The organism is Glaciimonas sp. PCH181 (assembly GCF_003056055.1).
Lineage (GTDB): Bacteria > Pseudomonadota > Gammaproteobacteria > Burkholderiales > Burkholderiaceae_D > Glaciimonas.
In genome coordinates this window covers 2,243,638-2,263,063 of sequence record NZ_PYFP01000001.1, presented here as the reverse complement: position 1 = coordinate 2,263,063, position 19,426 = coordinate 2,243,638, and the positions used below count along the sequence as shown (strand labels likewise).

Below are 19,426 nucleotides of genomic sequence, written 5' to 3'. Positions count from 1 at the left end.
GGGTGGCTTAGTAGGGTTGAATGTCTGATGTTTGTTAGAGTATTTCTACAGTATGAGTTTATGAACATGCGATGACGTTAATCATCGTTGCGGATCCGGTAAGGTTTTCGATAAACAGCGCATTTGATGCGTCGATAAAGTGTTTAATTTTGAGGCTCGACCGGCGACAGGAGAGGGTATTAATCGTGCCTGCGCTTGAGTAAGGGGGCGGTTTTGGGTCCCGCTCGCAGTTTGTGGTATTAGCGATCTGATTTATATATTCACGATTTTTTGAATGTAATTTCTATTTAGAAATGTTGTAAAATAAAAATCGTTGAAAAATGGCGAGCATCGTTGTACAGCATGATTGAAAGAGCGTACGCGTAGAAATCGCCTAAAAAAATCTGGTCGTATTTGGTTGTCATAACACTGCTAAGATTACTGATATTTCTGACAATGCGCTTAGGTGCAATGTCTCTCGTAAAGGTTCTATAAAAAAAGATTTACGCGTCCGCATTTTGCTGCGTGGAAAATCTGATGTGCGCACGGCGTTGGTTTTTTGCTTTGTTTCCCTAGGCGATGTAATTTTGAGCGATGATGCAGCAATATACGCGCGACGCCCTGCCTGTTTTCGGACGTTAAGCGCTACTTGCCGCTGTTGTGCCATTTCCTATCTATCTAAATTTTCATGCAACATCGCCTATTCAAAGCCTCCCAGCTAATACTACTAATATTATGAACTTCACCAGCGTCGCCAGTGGCATCATCGGTAGAGATAGTCATAGGAGGCGATCCGATTCTTCCTGAGTTTAGGGCAGGGGAGATGCGGAAAATTTGATTTGTTATGTTTCACCCATATCAGTATTGGCCACTACTTTGCGACTTGTATCTCCTTTATTAGATTAGTTTCTGAATGCCATTACTCAATCATCCTAAAACCCGACGTTTTATCGAAGCCGGTACGCTTTCCCAAATGTCCGCGTGGTACGAAGCCGAACGCAATGTGATGTGGATGATGTTGCATGCCCATCCACGGCCTTGCTTCAATCCGGAGCTTTTGAGAGATATCTCGAACCTGACGCGCGCTGCCCGCGCCTTTCATTTGCCGATCGATTTTTGGGTCACAGGTTCGACTGTGCCGGGGTTGTATAACGTTGGTGGCGATTTGTCCTATTTTGCGCATCACATTCGCTCTGGCGAACGTGCGCCTTTGATGGCCTATGCGCGCGCCTGTGTGGATGCCGTATACGAGGCAATGAACGGCTTTGGCGTGGGCGCCATCACGATTGCGATGGTCGAGGGTACTGCGCTGGGCGGTGGCTTCGAAGCGGCGCTGGCGCACGAATACGTACTGGCGCAGAAAGATGCGAAATTGGGTTTTCCGGAAATCGCCTTTAATTTATATCCCGGCATGGGAGCTTATTCGTTGGTCGCGCGCAAAGCGCACATGCGACTTGCCGAGCAGTTGATTAGCACCGGCGAGGCGCATAGCGCAGTTTGGCACCACGAAAAAGGCTTGGTTGATCGCTTGTTTGATGAGGGAGAGGCCTACAAGGCGACGCGTACCTTTATTGATGGCGTACGGCCAAAACTCAACGGTATTCGTGCAATGTTGCGTACCCGTCGCCGTGTTTTGCCTATTACGAAAACTGAATTGCTGGATATTACGGAAGATTGGGCCGAATCCGCATTCCAGTTGCAAGAGAAAGATCTTGCCTACATGGAACGGTTGGTACTGCTGCAAAATAAGCGGGGCAGTAAATCCCCGGCAGCGGCCACTGCGAGTAAAGATGTTCTAACGCCGTCAAGTTCTGCTCCTTTGGGACCGATAGGCACTATTAGTCCGATACTATCCGTCGTACCGCCCCCAAACAACTAATTGCAATATGCGGAATTCAAAAAGCCGACGTTGACAATTTTTCCTTCGCCTATCGCCTCTTTCATAGCACCATCGATCAGATATTGACGTGACGACATACAACGCAAAAAAGCCTCGGAAAGTCACTGACTTCCGGGGCTTTTAAACGATCATGGTGATTTTTGGTATCTCACCAAAATGGCGAGAGAAATATGCCTAAGAAATATGTCTAAAAAATATGCCTAAAAAATAGACAGTTTCTGTAGCGATCAGCTTACGCGCTTGGTAATCAGACGAACTACTTTGCTCGACGATGCCGGCATCCAGGCGTTAAAGTCCGATAGCTTCATTGGTTTCGCGAACAGATAACCTTGCGCGTAATCGATTCCGATATTACGCAAGAAATCTGCTTGCTCAGGGGTTTCGACACATTCTGCGACTATTTTCAGGCTCAATTCATGACCGACTGCGACCATCGAACGCACCAGCGCTTGTGCTTTCGCATCTGTATGAATTGACTGAATAAAACTGCCATCGAGTTTGATCACATCCAGCGGCAAACGGGCCAGTTGCGACAGCGAAGAGTAGCCCGTACCAAAGTCATCCAGATGTACTTGCGCACCAAGTTCGCGGAACATGCGGATCAACCGATGCGCCAATTTCTCATCTTCTATCAGACAGCTTTCAGTCAATTCAATGTCGACCATTGAAGGCGACAGATCATTCGACAAAATTGCCTTCGTAAAGTCTTCAATGATGGTGGGGATACGCAGTTGCCGCGCCGATATATTGATGGCAACACGCAAGTTTAGTCCCTGTTTTTTCCAAATGCCGGCTTGCTTCGCCGCAGTGTCCATTACCCAGCGTCCTAACGGCACAATCAGGCCTGATTCCTCTGCATACGGAATAAATGTACCCGGCAGAATGAAGCCGCGCTTCGGGTGGTTCCAGCGAAGCAATGCTTCGACGCTATCTACTTTTCCGGTCAGAAGCGATACTTTCGGCTGGTAATACAATTCGAATTGATTTTCCGCCAGCGCATTGCGCATGTTGGTGTCGAGCCAGACATATTCGCTGACTTTTTTGTTCATCTCGGCCGAGAACACGCAATACGTGCGTTTGCCTTCGTCTTTTGCGACATACATTGCAGTATCCGCGCTACGTACCAATTCTTCGAGATTTGCCCCATGTTCGGGGAACATGGCAATCCCGAGCGAGCATCCGGAATAAACCTCTGCGCGCTGAAGTTGGAAGGGTAGTTTCATCCGCTCAAGAATGCGTTGAGCGGTGGCTTCTACGGCAGCCTGCGAGCGGTTGGCGACCATAATCAAGAATTCATCGCCACCCAGGCGCGCCAGCACATCGTTTTCGCTGAGACAGCCACCTAAGGCGACGGAGACGGCTTTAATCAGTGTATCGCCAGTGATATGGCCGTAGTGGTCATTCACTTTTTTGAAATTATCGAGATCGAGGAATATCAGCCCGAAGGAGTCGGCATTAGGTGCACTGACTGCCGCGCTGATTTTGTCCTGAATTGCGTTGCGGTTTGGCAGCCCGGTCAAAACGTCGGTATTGGCCATCTCGACCAGCCGCTCTTGCGCCCGCAGTTCTTCGGTCACATCGGTGCCGGAACAAACCAGGTATTTCTCGGGTACGCCGCTGCCGGACTCAATAATCGTGTTGCGCCATCTAATGGTGCGCACACCTTTTTTGGTATTGATCGGACGGAATGTTTCGTAGGTTTTTTCTTTGCGGAAGAAGTCACCGACGCTAGAGCGTGTGTCTTCCCGCTGCTTCTCGTTAACAAAGAGATCTAATGCGTTCTTGCCGACGACATCGGATTCCATGACGCCGGTAACTTCTTCGCAGAGCCGATTGAAGCGTTTGATTTTTCCGCCGCTGTCGATGATGACAACCAGCGAATTTACTTCAGAGACGACTTGCTCGGCAAAGGTCAGGCTGCTTTCCAGATCCTTCGCTACCGCGTCAGTGTCGCCATAGTGTGCTGCAGTCCCGCCCCATAGCCAAGTATCGATTTTTCGCCCCACCAGATGAAGTCTTATAGGATTGCCGAAAATTGCCACAGAAAGCGCCAGGCTAGAAGTGACGCCCGTCATCGATCTTACTTCCATGGCTTGACCGGCGGAGAGTTCGATGGCGACGGTCACCATGTCTTTGTCGCCTGATAATTCCAGCGCATCACTATCAGTGGTTAACTTCCAGCAAGGACTGGGAGTACCGAAATGCGTAAACAGCTGTGGGTTATCGATGTCTTCTTCAATATTAAGCATGGCGACTCTCTCGTGTCAGGCGCGTGAAGGCGTGATCCATTAGATTGCTTCTGCTATGCAACATTACGCCAATAGCATTTTTACGGCTACAAAAACCCAAACTTTTAACGGGCGGCAACACTGTATAGCGATACATCATGGGAAATCCCTAGTTAAGCGTGCCTAAACACCGTTGTTTTTTAGCAAAGCACATGGCGATAATGTTGCTGGCCAGTATGCAAGCTATAGATGATGCGCTTGTATTGTTTGATCCAAAAGCAGGTCGAAAAGCGGTGTCGCTATGCTGCGTCCCTTGCTGTCGGTTGTCTGGATCGCAATGCGTAGAAAGCCCATGCAACAGCACCGCTCTGGAAAAAAATGTGGTGATATTTTCAAAGAAAATAAAGTCGGGCATGGTGTTTTACATGGGTTCAGTAAGCGTAATACTTTCCTTTGCGCAAGCAGCGATTGAGCCTATCACAAAATGAGCAAAAAAGTATTGGAATGGCGGCAATATTTGATGCAAATTTAGCCATAATAATTATTTTCTCAAGAGCAACTTCCCTAGGAAAATTTTTTCTCCTGCGGTAGATTTTTGGGTAAAAAATTGCGCTCTCCCTAGCTAAGTCTGTCGATGATTTACTCTGCTGAAGAAAAATAGACATCTGTTAAAGGTTTATTTAGCAAGCCTGCTCTGTGATGACAAAAATGTGAAAGTTTCTTTTTTGAAAATCCTATATACAGTTTGCTCGATGCTTCCAGGGAGTCCAAATAATGTATGTTCTGTTACCTTCATTTGCTATTCGGCAACTTAGGCTTTTCCCCGGTAAGAGACAATTTTGCCGCGTGTAAAAGAAGGGACGCCGTTTCGCCCGGCGCAGATAAACGGTCCCTTGTCCGAGATCACTGGCAAGTCTGGCAATACGCAACGAAAAAGAGAGGGTTTCAAAACGTCATTTCACGGTGCCCACCAAGATTCTGTGGCGCTGCCCGCGCCCGCGCCCGCACCCGCACCCGCACCACCGACACCCGCGGCGCGGGTGTCGGTGGTGCGGGTGCGGGTGCGGGCACCGGTTGCGGTTGCGCGGGCAGCGGCAGCGGCAGCGGTGGTGGTGGTGGCGGCAGCAGCAGCGGCGGCGGTGCCAGTGCCCGCTCGGGCCGCGCCATCGATTTCGGGTACACCGCAAAAACGTCCGGCATTCCGTGCGTCAAATACATCGATTAGAGCGGCGGCGGGTGCGCAGCAAACAGGTCTTTTGACTCAGACGCAATACCAGCGCAACCATAGCTTCCATTCCAGTAACAATAAGTTCCTAAAAAATAAGGCGTCCCGGCAGCCGACAATCGGGCACATGACTGAACGTCCGGTCAGTGCGCTACAGCCCTTGCCGACGGCATTGCGTGCAATGGACAACGTATCGCAGCCCGTCAAAAAAATAGACGATGCTGTTAAGTTAAGTCCAAAAAAATCCATCGGGCCGCAAAAAATAACACCTGATTCCCAGGGAAAAAATGCACTATCGCGCCAGCCACAGTCAATGGGGCGCAAGTCCGCGCAACGCCACACGACTAGCTATTATCTGGACCATTATGTGCATCATGATGTTGGCCATTCTGAATATGATTCCGATGATAGTTTTGACGCCGATGCGCGGGGTTTTTCATCACATATTTCTGCCAAAAAAAACGCAGTATCAAATAAGGGAATACCTGCAACGCAAGTTCCGGACAGTCTGCGTGGCAGGCGCAACATTGCAAGTGGCTTCGACTCGAAACATGGACTTTCAAGAACAGAAAATCAGCGTGACGAGCACCCATTGCAAGTCCGAATACCGGGTATGCGGATACAGGAAGAGCCCTATGAGGTGCTGCTTGGCAATGAAATCCCGAATACAGCGATGCCTGTAACGATGTATCCAATTCCCATCCTGCCAGAGCTGACATCGACAGTTTTTGCAGCGCCTGTGCTCGCACCATTTATCATCCGTCCACTGACTAAAATGCGGGTGTACGAGGCGGTATTGGTGTTGATGCTGGAAGGCGTCCACGATTGCAGCAGAGAGACTGCGCAACGCGCTGTCGCGGACCTGAATACCAACCTATATGACGTCTGGCGTAACGTGACGAGCGCTGAAGAAATCAATCGCATTTGGGGCGATAATTTTGTATTTGATCGGGACATGGCGATGGCATTGCACGACATCATGGCCTGGCTGGGCGACGATGCCTGGCGCTTATACATCGATGGCGAGCACGACGGTGCAATCAATTTAGGCATAGGGAAATATCACCACCGCGAATTCATCGATTATGTTGGCCGAGGTGAGCCGATCTATTGTGAAATGCTAACGCGTCTGAATGTCGAAACGATAGATATGCAGCAGCTTAGTCGGGAAGGTTTCGCATCGTTGAATTTACTGAAAGTAGTCTGTACGCAACATAAACAACCACTGCCGTTAGCCGTAGTTCTGACGCGTGAACCGGGGCAAACTTACAATATTTTGATCGATCAGGCGGCACTCCTCGCGCAAGCGGTCCAAAAAAATAACCTTAATGCAGAACCGCTATCTGAGGTGCCGCCTTCGATGCCGGATATTCAGGCCATGTTCTTGCTGGATCTTCTGGACGATCTGGAGGATCGGCAGATCGCCCAGTTACGTCTGCCTTCCACTCAAATTCCCCTTGCGTATGGCAAATTCTGGTACAGCGGAAGTGCGATCAATGGGGCAATTGGGTTGAATGCAGACGGTCTTGCTAAAGTGTTATTCAATAGCCCGTACCTGCCCGATTCAACGGTCGTCATGCAAATAATTCCGCAGACGCCCGGTGTGCTCCCAGCAATCTCAGCGGAGGCGTTAGAAACGCTTAGAAATCAATCCAGCGCCGTGTTGTCATTGCCCGAATACGCCCGCCGCCGTTACCCGCAGCGCAGTGAGGCCGTCGCTTGCGGTGAGCTATGGCTGACGTTGGCAGACTATAAAACCATCGTCTCAAAAATGATGTCTGACTGGATGCTCGATAGGGTATGGCCGATTGGCAGCCCACATCATTCCATCGCCACCATCATCCAGCGTGAGGGGCCAGCTTATGGACTACCTCTGCGTGCTAACGCCAATTTGGAATTGCTGATAGAAGACTTACTCGGGTTGAATGCCGCTTGGTCAAATGAATCCAAAAATGCGATCTCGCCTGTCGTACTGGCGGCCTTGCATCGGGCGACCGCCCTGCGGATGCCGATGCTGGACCTGGACGCAGGCGATACGCGTGCGCGCCAGACCGCCAGACTGGTTGAGCATCGTTACGCGCCATTGTTAGTGGGTGAAGCAGTTCGCGACTGGTTACATCTCTTTTTGCCGAGGCTGGAGCAATCGATGTTGCCGCTTCAGATACCCGGCCCGGACTCGATTTTGCCGTTGCTGGGAAGCATTATTAAATATTATGGCGACTGCATGAAAGCGCCCGAAGTGTTGCGCTATACCGGTCCGGATGATTTTATCGTTAGGCTTCAAGCCTGGTTTTATGACGGCCTGAGGGCGTATCAAAAGCCGCCTAAATATAGCCAGAATGCGGAAATACGCCGACTGATGCAAAGAAACGGTCTCACGAATGTCGAGATTGATACGCGTAAGCTAGTGACTATCCCACCTTCGGAGCAATTCGATTACAGACAGCGGCATTTTTACTTATCGCCGTTTGAAGAATTCAAGTTAAAAGATCAGCTTAATTTGCGCGACATGATCCTGAAGGGACGCATCATTGACGTCCAGAAAGAAGTAAAGGAAATCGCCACAGGATTTAAAACCTATCTGTTGGACCATCCTGTGGTGCGCAGCAGAGTCAGGGAAAGTCTGCGCATGAGCGGAATCATTTATAACGATGCCGACTTCGATAGTCTGCTGAAATTTCAAGTATTGCAAATGGTCGGTGTCGCTCCCGAGAGTCTGACCGAAGTCTTATATAACACTTTGAGCAAGCATGTGATCGGTTCTTCTATCGGCCATTTTATACTCGCAGGTATTCTTAGCGGAGACTTACGTGGTATCGAAGAACTGGTGCCATTTTTGGAAGGAACGATCGACATAGTGCACGGCCTGGTTAAGGGAAACGGCACCGAAGCGATCGAAGGTGCACTCGATATCAGCGAGGATGCATTAGGGATATTAATGTTTGGATTGGCCGAAGGGATTGTGCGTCGCGGGATGCTCAAAATTGCTGGCTCAGCGAGCTGGAACGCGATACGTCAGGCTGCCGAAACGGCATTGCTGACAGTGGAGAGTAAGCTTTTCGAAAGCGCACAGAGGATGTCGTCAAGGGAAGCCGCGAATATTGCGCTACTGAAAGAAGCCAGCATCCCGCTGCCGGGGTTAGCGCAGGATATTGTTTCTAATGCTCGCAAGGTAATGTTAAATCAGGATCCCCATAATGTCGCTTTCAGCCCCTTTATCAGCACCAACAGTTTTGCCGCATTGGCACCGCGCGTATTAAAAGGCGAGCAACTAAACTTTATGACGCCCACCAAGGACGTTTTACGTATGGTGGACCTAGGAGGCGGACGAGTAGGAGTGGTGCATCCCGCCATATTTTGTGTGGTGCAGTGTAATCTGGCCGGTGAAAAAATACTCGATGCGCGGCCGATTTTTGTCACCAATACTGCCTCTAATAGGATGGAAGTTAGCGCGGGTTTGCCAGGCGGCAGCGCGGGCGTTTCCAGAGCCGAATTAGCGCAACGTCTCAGTGTCAAGCCTGTCGTCGATTATCTGGAAAAAATTAAAGGAACACCGGGCCTGAATGATTGGAATCCCGATTTTCTCGATCTTTTTTTAAGTCTCTTCAGATTTGAAAATCCTGGTCATCCCGAGGCGCGTGAGTTTGAAAAATATATGGCAACCCTATATGAAAGATCGCCGCTGATGCGGGTGATCGCCAATTATGCCGAACAAACAAATAAAGGAAAATTTTTTAAGATTGTGTTTGATGCAGAAAGCGCCAGAGCCGATGGCCGCACGCTGACTTTTATCAATGCAGAAAAATTGAAGAAAGTCCACTTCATGTCAGAGACCGGGCCGGCGCCGATCACGCGTGAGGACATGTGGTTGCATGAAGGACTGCATGCACTCACCGATCTGGAGGATGTGCCTGCGCGGCTGGGTCGCAGCAATCGTGGTCCCACAGTAGTTCTCGCCGACTGGATTCAGCGCGAGGCAGCATTAGGTCCGGAATTGATTAACCAACGGATCTGGTACGAGAAAGCGTTTCTGGATGGCCCGCCCGGAAAGCTCGTCAGCATGGCTCCGGAACAAACCAATGCTATCGGTGTTGGCGTCGATAATATGGATGCCGAGGATAACTATCTGGGTGAGATGATCAGAAAGATCACCTTTCCTGCTGGCCATCCAGACGTGGGCCTTAGCATTGCAGAGCCGCGCATTACGATTCTCGAAATGCAGAAATTGGATGTGTTGTTGGCGCTCAATCCTGGTCGCTCCCGCTGGCCGGTAGAGTCGATACTGCGCACGCGATTGGACAATATGGCGGCCCTGGCTGACACGGAAGGTCTGCGCACAATCATTAACAATATCAGTGAAACTCTTATCGAAGACAAACGCTTTAACGCTCTCTATTCGCCGTGGATAGAAAATAATCATGTCACTCCGGTGAAGATAAAATTTTCGGCCCTGAAGCAGGGCAGCGGCCCGCTGGCGGCATATCAAATTGACCGAGGCGGCGAACTGACCACACTGATCCTTAACGCAAAGCCGGTCTACTATTTTGATGCCCACGGGGCTAAGTTAATGAGCGACCGGCGCAAATTGATTGGTGCTCTCGTCGATCTGATATCGCCGGAAGAGCTCGATGCTATTGAGGCGGGACACGTTATCGATCCCTATCGTGATCGGGGTCAAAAAGTGCTGTTGGAAAACGCACTCATGCAAACGATGAATAAAAAGCCGCTGCCGCAACGGATCTGTAAAGCGCTGACTTCTCGCTCCGATGGCTGGCTTGCCCGAAAGAGTGGTGTAGCGCAATCGGCCCAGGATGAAGATCATGTGCTTGCCGCGTTGGCACTGAACAGGTAAGAACGAGCGGTCAATTAAATTGGTTCTAGCGCAATTTTTCGCCAATTTTTACACTTTGTTTACACCTCGCTCCAGACTCTTTACACCATTTTTAGTTCCTTTTCCGTAGTCTGTCATTGTTGAAACAACTTGTATGAGGACAATGATGGCATTGTTAATGGACGGACTTTATGTCGCCGCAATTCTGGTATTTTTTGCGGTGACATGGGCCTTGGCAGTAGGCTGCAAAAAGCTGGAGGACCGGAAATGAACCCGTTCTACATACTTGGTGCAGTCGTCACCATTGCGCTGCTGGTGTATTTGATCTTGGCATTGTTGAACGCGGAGGATTTCTGATGACTTCCCAATCGACATTGCTACTCGTCGCCTTTTTAGTGGTTTTGCTGGTCCTGAGCTATCCGTTAGGTAAATGGATAGTCAGCATTGCGGGCGACGACCGTGTGCCCGGCCTGGGCTGGATGGCGCGCTTTGAGCACGGCCTGTATCGCGCCGCCGGTATCACCTCCAAAGATGAAATGAGTTGGAAGAGCTATGCGCTGGCGTTGATGATTTTCAACACGCTAGGTGCGCTCGTCACCTATTTAATCCAGCGCGTGCAATTGTGGCTGCCATTGAATCCACAACATTTTGCTAATGTATCGACAGATTCGTCTTTCAACACCGCAGTCAGTTTCATTACCAATACCAACTGGCAAGGCTACAGCGGCGAAAGCACGATGAGCTATTTGACGCAAATGTTGGCGTTGGCTACGCAAAACTTCTTTTCTGCCGCTACCGGGATTGCGGTCGCCTTTGCGCTGATTCGTGGCTTTTCACGTCATTCGTCGCAATCGGTCGGTAATTTCTGGCGCGATATGACGCGCTCAACGCTGTATCTGTTATTGCCGTTATCGCTGATTTTTTCGATATTGCTGATGGGGCAGGGCGTCATTCAGAATTTTGACTCCTATAAAGATGTGTCGTTGACGCAATCGTTGACTTACCAACAGCCTAAGGTCGATGCTGATGGTCAGCCGATCAAAGATGCCAGCGGTAGTCCAGTTTTGGAAACGTTGACCACGCCAACGCAAACATTGGCTATGGGCCCGGTCGCATCGCAAGAAGCGATCAAAATGATCGGAACCAATGGTGGCGGTTTCTTCAACGCCAATTCCGCCCATCCTTATGAAAATCCAACGCCGCTGGCGAACTTCATGCAGATGCTGGCGATTTTCCTGATTCCTGCGGCGCTATGTTTTGTTTTCGGTCGCATGGTCGGCGATATCCGGCAGGGCTGGGCGGTGCTGGCGGCGATGACGGTGATCTTTGTCATAGCGGCTATCGTTGTCATGATCGCCGAACAACAGTCGCATCCTGGTCTGAGTGCATTGGGGATCGATCAAGCGCAAAGTCTGTTGCAGTCAGGCGGCAATATGGAAGGTAAAGAAACCCGCTTCGGCATCAGTGCTTCGGCCTTATTTGCCGCGATCACGACAGCCGCTTCCTGCGGTGCAGTCAACGCCATGCATGATTCATTTACCGCACTTGGCGGCATGGTTCCGCTGGCATTGATTCAAATGGGCGAAGTGGTGTTTGGTGGTGTTGGTTCTGGTCTTTACGGGATGTTGGTGTTTGCAATCATGGCCGTGTTTATTGCAGGTTTGATGATCGGTCGTACACCTGAATATCTGGGCAAGAAGATTCAATCGTTTGAAATGAAAATGACAGCGATTGCGATTCTGGCGGTGCCATTGCTGGTGCTTGGCGGTACAGCCATCGCGCTGATGGCGCCTGCGGGGATAGCGGGCATTTTTAATCCCGGTGCGCATGGCTTCTCTGAGGTTCTGTATGCCTTTAGTTCTGCAGCCAACAATAACGGCAGCGCGTTCGGTGGCTTGTCAGCCAACACGCCGTTCTACAACGTCATGCTGGCTATTGCAATGTGGTTTGGGCGCTTTGTCATCATCATCGCGATTCTGGCGATTGCAGGTTCGCTTGCCGCTAAGAAACGACTGGAACCGAACGCCGGAACCATGCCTACCCACGGCCCGTTGTTTGTGGTGTTGCTGATCGGTATCGTCGTGCTGGTGGGGGTATTGAACTACGTACCGGCGCTGGCCCTTGGACCAGTTGTTGAACATCTGCAAATGAGTGCACCCGCTGTGCTGGCACCGCAGTAAGCCATCGCAGCAAGCCATATTGATAAGAAGGAACACCATGTCTTCCACTAGTTCTCGTAAAAAATTAACGCTGTTTGATTCGGCGCTATTGGGTCCTGCGATCGTCGCATCGTTTCAAAAGTTGACGCCGCGCACCCAGTTACGTAATCCAGTCATGTTCGTCGTTTATGTCGGTAGTATTTTGACCACGCTGCTATTTTTTCAAGCGTGGTTCGGCAAAGGCGAAGCCAGCCCCGCTTTTATTCTGGCGATCTCGGTCTGGCTCTGGTTTACGGTCCTGTTTGCCAACTTCGCCGAGGCATTGGCAGAAGGCCGTAGCAAAGCGCAAGCCGAATCCTTGCGTGCGCTAAAGCAAACTGTCAGCGCTAAAAAACTGGATCATCCGACCAAGTTCAAAGGCTTGCTCAGTGAATGGACATCGGCTTCTGCCAGCGACTTGCGCAAAGGCGATGTCGTGTTGGTAGTCGCGGGCGATGTGGTGCCGGTCGACGGCGAAGTGATCGAAGGCGTGGCATCGGTTGACGAAAGCGCCATCACTGGTGAATCAGCACCCGTTATTCGTGAATCCGGTGGCGATTTTTCTGCCGTCACAGGCGGTACGCGGGTATTGTCCGATTGGTTAGTAGTGCGGGTCTCGGTGAATCCCGGCGAAGCATTTCTGGATCGTATGATTGCGATGGTTGAGGGCGCAAAACGTCAAAAAACGCCGAATGAAATTGCGCTGACGATTCTGCTGGTTGCGTTGACTATCGTGTTTTTGCTAGTGACCGTGACATTATTGCCGTTCTCGCTGTTCAGCGTGACAGCGGCTAAAGTCGGCGTACCGATTACGATTACGGTTCTGATTGCATTGCTGGTATGTTTGATTCCTACCACCATCGGTGGGCTACTTTCCGCCATCGGTGTTGCCGGGATGAGCCGCATGATGCAAGCCAATGTGATTGCGACATCCGGCCGTGCAGTCGAAGCTGCAGGTGACGTTGACGTGTTGCTGCTGGATAAAACCGGCACTATCACACTGGGCAATCGTCAGGCCGCCAGCTTTATCCCAGCACCGGGCGTGACTGAGCAGCAATTGGCCGACGTCGCTCAACTCGCATCGCTGGCCGACGAAACGCCAGAAGGCCGCAGTATCGTCGTGTTGGCCAAGCAGCGTTTCAATATCCGTGAACGTGAAATGAGTTCGTTGCACGCAGTGTTTGTGCCGTTCACCGCACAAACGCGAATGAGCGGCGTAGATATCGGCGAGCGCTTAATTCGTAAAGGCTCATCCGAAGCGCTGCAAAAGTACGTCGCTTCACTCGGTCAACCATTTCCTGCCGAAGTTGCGCATAGCGTCGATGACGTAGCCCGCCGCGGCAGCACGCCTCTGGTCGTGGTTGACGGTGGCGTCGTCATGGGCATCGTGGAACTCAAGGATATCGTCAAGGGCGGGATCAAAGAGCGTTTTGCCGAGTTGCGTCGGATGGGCATCAAAACCGTCATGATCACTGGCGACAACCGATTGACTGCCGCAGCGATTGCCGCCGAAGCGGGCGTTGACGATTTTCTGGCCGAAGCCACGCCGGAAGACAAGCTCAAGCTAATCCGCTCGTATCAATCGCAAGGTCGTCTGGTCGCGATGACCGGTGACGGTACGAACGATGCACCGGCATTGGCGCAAGCTGACGTAGCGGTGGCGATGAACAGCGGCACACAAGCAGCAAAAGAAGCGGGCAACATGGTCGATCTGGATTCCAATCCAACCAAGTTATTGGAAATCGTTGAGATTGGCAAACAGATGTTGATGACACGCGGTGCGTTGTCAACGTTCTCAATCTCGAACGACATTGCCAAGTATTTCGCGATTATTCCAGCAGCGTTTGTGACGACTTATCCGCAACTTTCTGCGTTGAATATTATGCATCTGGCCAGTCCTTCATCGGCCATTATGTCGGCGGTTATTTTTAACGCCTTGATCATCGTAGCGTTAATCCCGCTGGCATTAAAAGGCGTGAAATACCGCGCTGTCGGTGCAGCTTCATTGCTACGTCAGAACTTATTGATCTACGGCCTGGGTGGGATCATCGTGCCGTTCGTCGGGATCAAACTGATCGACCTGTTGTTGTCGGCACTTAATCTGGTGTAGGAGAAAAAAATGAAATCCAATATGACACTCGAACAAAAGCTTGAACAAAACCGCGCACCTACACTCAGCGCAAAAATAGCAGCCCCCGTCGTTTCACCTCCAATGCTGCGTCCGGCATTGGTGTTGTTTGCCTCGCTGACGCTGGTCTGCGGAATTTTATATCCTGTCGTCGTCACCGGCATCGGCAAGGTGGCGTTTGCCGACAAGGCGGCGGGCAGTTTAATTGTGCAGAACGGCAAAGTGGTTGGTTCAAGTCTGATCGGACAAGAGTTTTCAGCGCCTAAATATTTCTGGGGTCGTCTGTCAGCCACCAGTCCTATGCCCTATAACGCGACCTCTTCCGGCGGTTCGAATTTTGGCCCAAGTAATCCAGCGTTGATCGATGCAGTCAAAGGCCGCATTACCGCGTTGAAAGCAGCCGATCCTGGCAATACGCTGCCGATTCCAGTCGATTTGGTGACCGCATCCGGTAGTGGCCTCGATCCGGAAATTAGTCTGGCGGCGGCCTACTATCAGGTTGGGCGGATTGCGCGTGAACGTTCGCTGACTACCGATGTTGTTCGCAGCATGATTGACGCCAACCAATTAACACGTACTCTGGGATTCTTCGGTGAACCGCGGGTTAACGTGCTGGCACTTAATCTGGCGTTGGATCAGAAGCATTAATGGCTTTACACGGCAATAATTGAAATGGCGGCTACCCTGTGATCTGCTGATTGGGGTAGCCTCTCCAAAGATCGAAACCTTCTCAATTACGACGCCAGAATGTCGCTACCGTTGCCAGTTCTCTCTGAATCAATGTGTTTTCATCAAACGTGTATTGACGGGCAGCCATTTGATTTTTCGCTAACCGCAAAATACGATTGACATCCAATGCATCGACCGTAGCCCCCATCGTCGCCGGAACGCTACCATCCAGATTATCACTGAGGCAAAGATCCGCCATCGCAACAATTTCGCCGCGATGAAGGCACGATTCTTCAGCACTTAACGGCGTTGCGCCGGTCAGTATTTCCAGCATGATGTAAAGCGCCTGTCGTTTCGAATTAAGCGGTGCCAAGCCATTCGCTGTCATGTAATAGAAGGTATATTTTCCAGTGTCGTATAAAGATACTGTTCTTTTCTCATGATCGACGTGATGGCTTTGCAGTATCTCTGTTGGCGTCATGCGGTCCAGATAAATATAGCGCCATGGCGTATCGCTTAGTAATTGGAGTATATGTTGCTGCACCAGCCTTGCGAAAAGCGCTTCGTCGTTATATAGCATGTGATAAATCGTCGTCAGGTGACGCTGACTATCCACATTGGCGGCGACGGTAATCGCTTTGGATAGCAGAAAGGAATAGGGCAATACGTCTTGCGGTAACGTCGCTAGGTAATTTAGCGTATTTTTTACGGTAATGTGTTCGCTAGCGTTCTGACAAAAAACCGCGCCATCAAAGGCTGCTGGCGCCAGTTCGGCGATTTGCGCTTCAAGATATTGATTGGCCCATTGCATTACGCGAAACTGTTCAAAGCGCTTTTCCAATGGTAATAATTTTGGTGGCTGATAGTAAGATAGGCGTTCGGTAGACATCAATCCGACGTGCTGCAAAATACAATTTACCAATGCAACGATTAATCCCTGATCTTCCAAATTATTAGAAGGAGGATCATTTTGTTGTAAAAAAATATGCAGCCATTCATGCACCAACACGCGTTGGGCAGAATGGCCGTGTTTGTTTCCAGTCATGTCGTAACTGCGAGGTATTTTTCCCAATTGGTCGTCGCGCAGCATCGACATACGGTTGGTGTCGTGATCGGTATACACATCATCGCCATAGACGATCTTCCATGGCCCGACGTACAATCTGCCCTCGTTGACGATGGCGCGGAACAACCAGCAGCGAGTGTATATGTCAATGAAAACTGCGCGCGGGTCGCAACTACTGAGATCAATATCTCTTTTATTAATGACAAAAATATTATCAAATACTTCTGCTGCATTTCTATCAGAGAAATCTTCTAGTACGCTGAAAATAGTCGTCACTTTGTGGATAGTTGGAATCTCGCTTAGACGCCGCCTGCCAATCATGATCTGATTGGGATTTGGGTTGTCGGCCGTCGGCCAGCTGGAATATAAGCGCCCATCAAGGATGTTTTCGGCGAACATTTGGGCGAAGCTAAATCCTGCTTTTGCATGCCAATGATCATCCAGCAATTGGCCGTTATGTCTTACAACAGTGGTCATTCGTGTTTCGTTATGGATAGCTTTTACGGGAAAGACGATATCGTTTTTTTGCACATTGATATTACGGTGGCCGCTGCGTGCCAGCTGGGCCAGAGAGTAATAAATTGCGGGGATATCACGCTCATCGGCTGAACTAATATCCGCTGCCATCGGCGGATCGTTGTCGATGATGTCCGATACTGTCAGCCCTAAAGTTATACCGTCAGGCCAGCCGACTATTTGAGCTGCATAGGCGAGTGTGGTGGCGTCGCTGTATTTTTTGTTTAGCGTGGGATGGGCAAGGCCCGCAGGATAGGTAAACGAATTGTTGAGTATTTGTTCAGAGTGTTTGCCTTGTAACCAAAGGTTCCATGCTTGCATCGATGCTGGCAGTGTTTCATTCTCTAATTGGGATGTTAAATAATTATCCAATGACCAGACAACTTCTTTCCAGTTTTCACCGCCGTAAACAGCTGTAGTAATACGTGTTTCGACCATTTTTTTTGCATAATTTATGAGCTCTGCTGTTATGTTCCGGCTTGGTATTGCATTAGCAATTTTCCGCATGCTGTTGATAATCGTGGCGACAATCATGGGGCCGATAGCGCCGGACGTCGTTAATAATTGGTGGTCTAGCCATACAAGAAGGCCCGGCACTTTTTTGTGTGCAGCGACAAGCTCTGACCATAAAGCTTTGGCGGTAACATGATTGATTTTTATGGCGTCATTAGACTTAGCCAGATACAAGGCCAGCAACAGATTGAACAAATCATCATTACTGCCAGGAAAACCTGCCGCGTTTAGGCCTGCACCGCGCGGGAAGCGCGTCAGCATCGTATCGACCGCTTCGGCTAAGGTGCCCGATTGATAGCGAGTCGAGACACCGATTTTCAGTTGTACATAATGCATTAGAGCTTGTTGTTGCGTTTCGTCCAAGGCCAAAAAAATCGGTATTTCAGTAAGTTTCTTGCGATTTTCAAGAGTATGAAAATGTGGGCCCACTATCCCATCGTAGTGAAGTAATTTTAATATTGCAGGGGTTTCGTGTTGGCAAGCTCGCTCAAAACCGATGGCCCTTTTAAACGTTTTTCGCAGCAATACAATGTCCGTGGAATTGTTGTGCGGCGATTGGGACTCTTCTCTGATGAGGTAATGATGAAGTAGCACCGCGGAGTCGAAGGCTTGTGGGTTCTGTAACCCATTTTTTTGGTAATTATTGAAAAAAAGATCTGCGTCTTTTGATGATTCTGCGCTTAGTAAGATCCGCAACGCGTCCGATGGACTGGTACGCATTGTTCTGGCCATCACGGCATTGCTGGCCAGATCCGCTATTTGTAAAACATCAATGTACAGGCGTAAGAAGGTGGCCGGGTTTGGCGGCAATGCATAACACCCTGTAGCAAAAATAAGCGTTTCATTACGTTGGAGATTATCGTCTGCTTCTTCAAGCGCATATTGCACATCAACCAGTCGACGTGCTGAATCGGTCAACTTATTCCAATCGATTTCCGGTTGATTGGAGCGGTCAAAAACGTTGGTTATAGCGTCCTCGTAATTTTGAAAAACAGCAGTGGCGGCTTCAATGGAAATGTTTCCGCTGGCCGCCAATACAGCGATTAATGTCAGGTTGTTTCTTTGCACCTGATCCAGTACATACCGGTGTGGAAGGACTGTTTCTTGCAACGGTAATCGCGGAAAATGATCGTCGCTAAAAATCGGGGGCGATGCGGGTGCGACATGGTGTGTCACTAATTCGCCTATCTGCTGACCTGCAATGGTTTCAGGCTTCGAACGGGCACCACGGAGTGGTGTCGGATCAATGGATAGGTCGCGTGTATCAGGATGCGACCAGAACGCTAGTTCTTCGCGATCGCTGTGTTTTTCTTGGCGTTGTTTGTTTGGTGTTGGTAAAAACCTTTTTGTATTATCCGAAGCGTGTATTTTTTCGTTTCGGGGTGTCGCTTTCGATGGAATTTTCTTTTGTGTGCCAAGTGGAGATTCTGCGTCGGCGTGATAGTTTTTTCGTTCGCGAATGCTGGACGTCGTGCCGAACAATTTTGCAGATGGTGTTCGCGTGCTGTTGGATGCAGATGGTGCAAATGGAGACTTCCTGTTTGTGGCGTTACGGGATGGCAATTGACGACTGTGTCTGGCTGTCACCGCAACATGGATGCCGTGTTGAGATTGACTATTTTTGTGGGGACGACCTGGGTAATCTGCGTTGCGTGTTTCGTTGGTGCGAATTGTGTGATTGGTATTCACCATCGCGCTGAGCGATTTATTAGTTCTGGTTGATTCCGTTTGTGAGGAGGGGATTAGTTGGGTCGCTATCGTACATTTAATTAGTAACTTGGTGAGGTTATGCGTCTGGTGCGGGGCTGGCTTCAAATTTGCGGAGCAATTATGGATACGATTAATTTCGGCGCATCTGGCGTTTTTCTTAGCGGTTTTACGGGCTTTTCCTGCTGTTGTGTTGCTGTAGTCAGAATGATCAATGTAAGTGGCGGAATATGTTGAGATGGCGCCTGGCATTTTTTCCTTATTTGTTTTTGAGGACGGTAATTGGTCGCCGGTCCTCAATGTTGTGGGGGATGTCGATAGTTTATGTGAAGGGTATTGCACAACTATCAGCGTAGTTAAGATTGGATCAAAGTAGTTTGGTTCGTTTTAATTCCTGAATAGCCGACACGCTCCAATATGCCGCTCCGATGTTTTTACCCAACACAAATTTCACAATTAAAAACTC

Annotated in this window: 7 protein-coding genes and 1 pseudogene; 6 read left to right on the top strand and 2 right to left on the bottom strand. The window is 49.8% G+C overall.

Going from position 1 to position 19,426, the window contains the following annotated elements:
• Positions 1-892: 892 nt before the first annotated feature.
• Positions 893-1,741: pseudogene (locus tag C7W93_RS10375) on the top strand (crotonase/enoyl-CoA hydratase family protein); the annotation flags it as partial.
• Between the two features lie 365 nt (positions 1,742-2,106).
• Here C7W93_RS10375 and pdeR read toward each other — a convergent pair.
• On the bottom strand, positions 2,107-4,119 hold the full coding sequence (gene pdeR, locus C7W93_RS10370) for a cyclic di-GMP phosphodiesterase (protein ID WP_370446449.1): 2,013 nt from the start codon (positions 4,117-4,119) through the stop codon (positions 2,107-2,109).
• Positions 4,120-4,946: 827 nt separating this feature from the next.
• Here pdeR and C7W93_RS10355 point away from each other — a divergent pair.
• The 5 genes from C7W93_RS10355 (at position 4,947) to kdpC (ending at position 15,137) form a co-directional block, all read left to right on the top strand.
• Positions 4,947-10,184 (top strand): hypothetical protein, encoded by a 5,238-nt coding sequence (locus C7W93_RS10355; RefSeq protein ID WP_161539917.1) that lies wholly within the window; start codon positions 4,947-4,949, stop codon positions 10,182-10,184.
• 246 nt (positions 10,185-10,430) lie between these two features.
• Positions 10,431-10,520, top strand: a complete 90-nt coding sequence (kdpF, locus tag C7W93_RS10350) for a K(+)-transporting ATPase subunit F (protein ID WP_108439924.1) — start codon at positions 10,431-10,433, stop codon at positions 10,518-10,520.
• Complete coding sequence (gene kdpA, locus C7W93_RS10345) at positions 10,520-12,343, top strand: potassium-transporting ATPase subunit KdpA (protein ID WP_108439923.1); 1,824 nt, start codon at positions 10,520-10,522, stop codon at positions 12,341-12,343. Before kdpF ends, kdpA begins: the two co-directional genes overlap by 1 nt.
• A gap of 37 nt (positions 12,344-12,380) precedes the next feature.
• Positions 12,381-14,471, top strand: coding sequence for a potassium-transporting ATPase subunit KdpB (kdpB, locus tag C7W93_RS10340; RefSeq protein ID WP_108439922.1), 2,091 nt, complete (start codon positions 12,381-12,383; stop codon positions 14,469-14,471).
• Positions 14,472-14,573: 102 nt separating this feature from the next.
• Entirely contained in the window at positions 14,574-15,137 is a 564-nt protein-coding gene (gene kdpC / locus C7W93_RS10335) for a potassium-transporting ATPase subunit KdpC (RefSeq protein WP_108440600.1), read from the top strand.
• An 82-nt stretch (positions 15,138-15,219) separates the two neighbouring features.
• Here kdpC and C7W93_RS10330 read toward each other — a convergent pair whose 3' ends face one another.
• Positions 15,220-18,288, bottom strand: coding sequence for a hypothetical protein (locus C7W93_RS10330; protein WP_161539916.1), 3,069 nt, complete (start codon positions 18,286-18,288; stop codon positions 15,220-15,222).
• Positions 18,289-19,426 lie beyond the last annotated feature (1,138 nt).

Excerpts from the sequence above, each read along its gene's own strand:
- kdpC (WP_108440600.1), top strand. The coding sequence starts at position 14,574 with ATGCTGCGTCCGGCATTGGTGTTGTTTGCCTCGCTGACGCTGGTCTGC.
- kdpA (WP_108439923.1), top strand. The coding sequence starts at position 10,520 with ATGACTTCCCAATCGACATTGCTACTCGTCGCCTTTTTAGTGGTTTTG.
- kdpB (WP_108439922.1), top strand. The coding sequence starts at position 12,381 with ATGTCTTCCACTAGTTCTCGTAAAAAATTAACGCTGTTTGATTCGGCG.
- kdpF (WP_108439924.1), top strand. The coding sequence starts at position 10,431 with ATGAACCCGTTCTACATACTTGGTGCAGTCGTCACCATTGCGCTGCTG.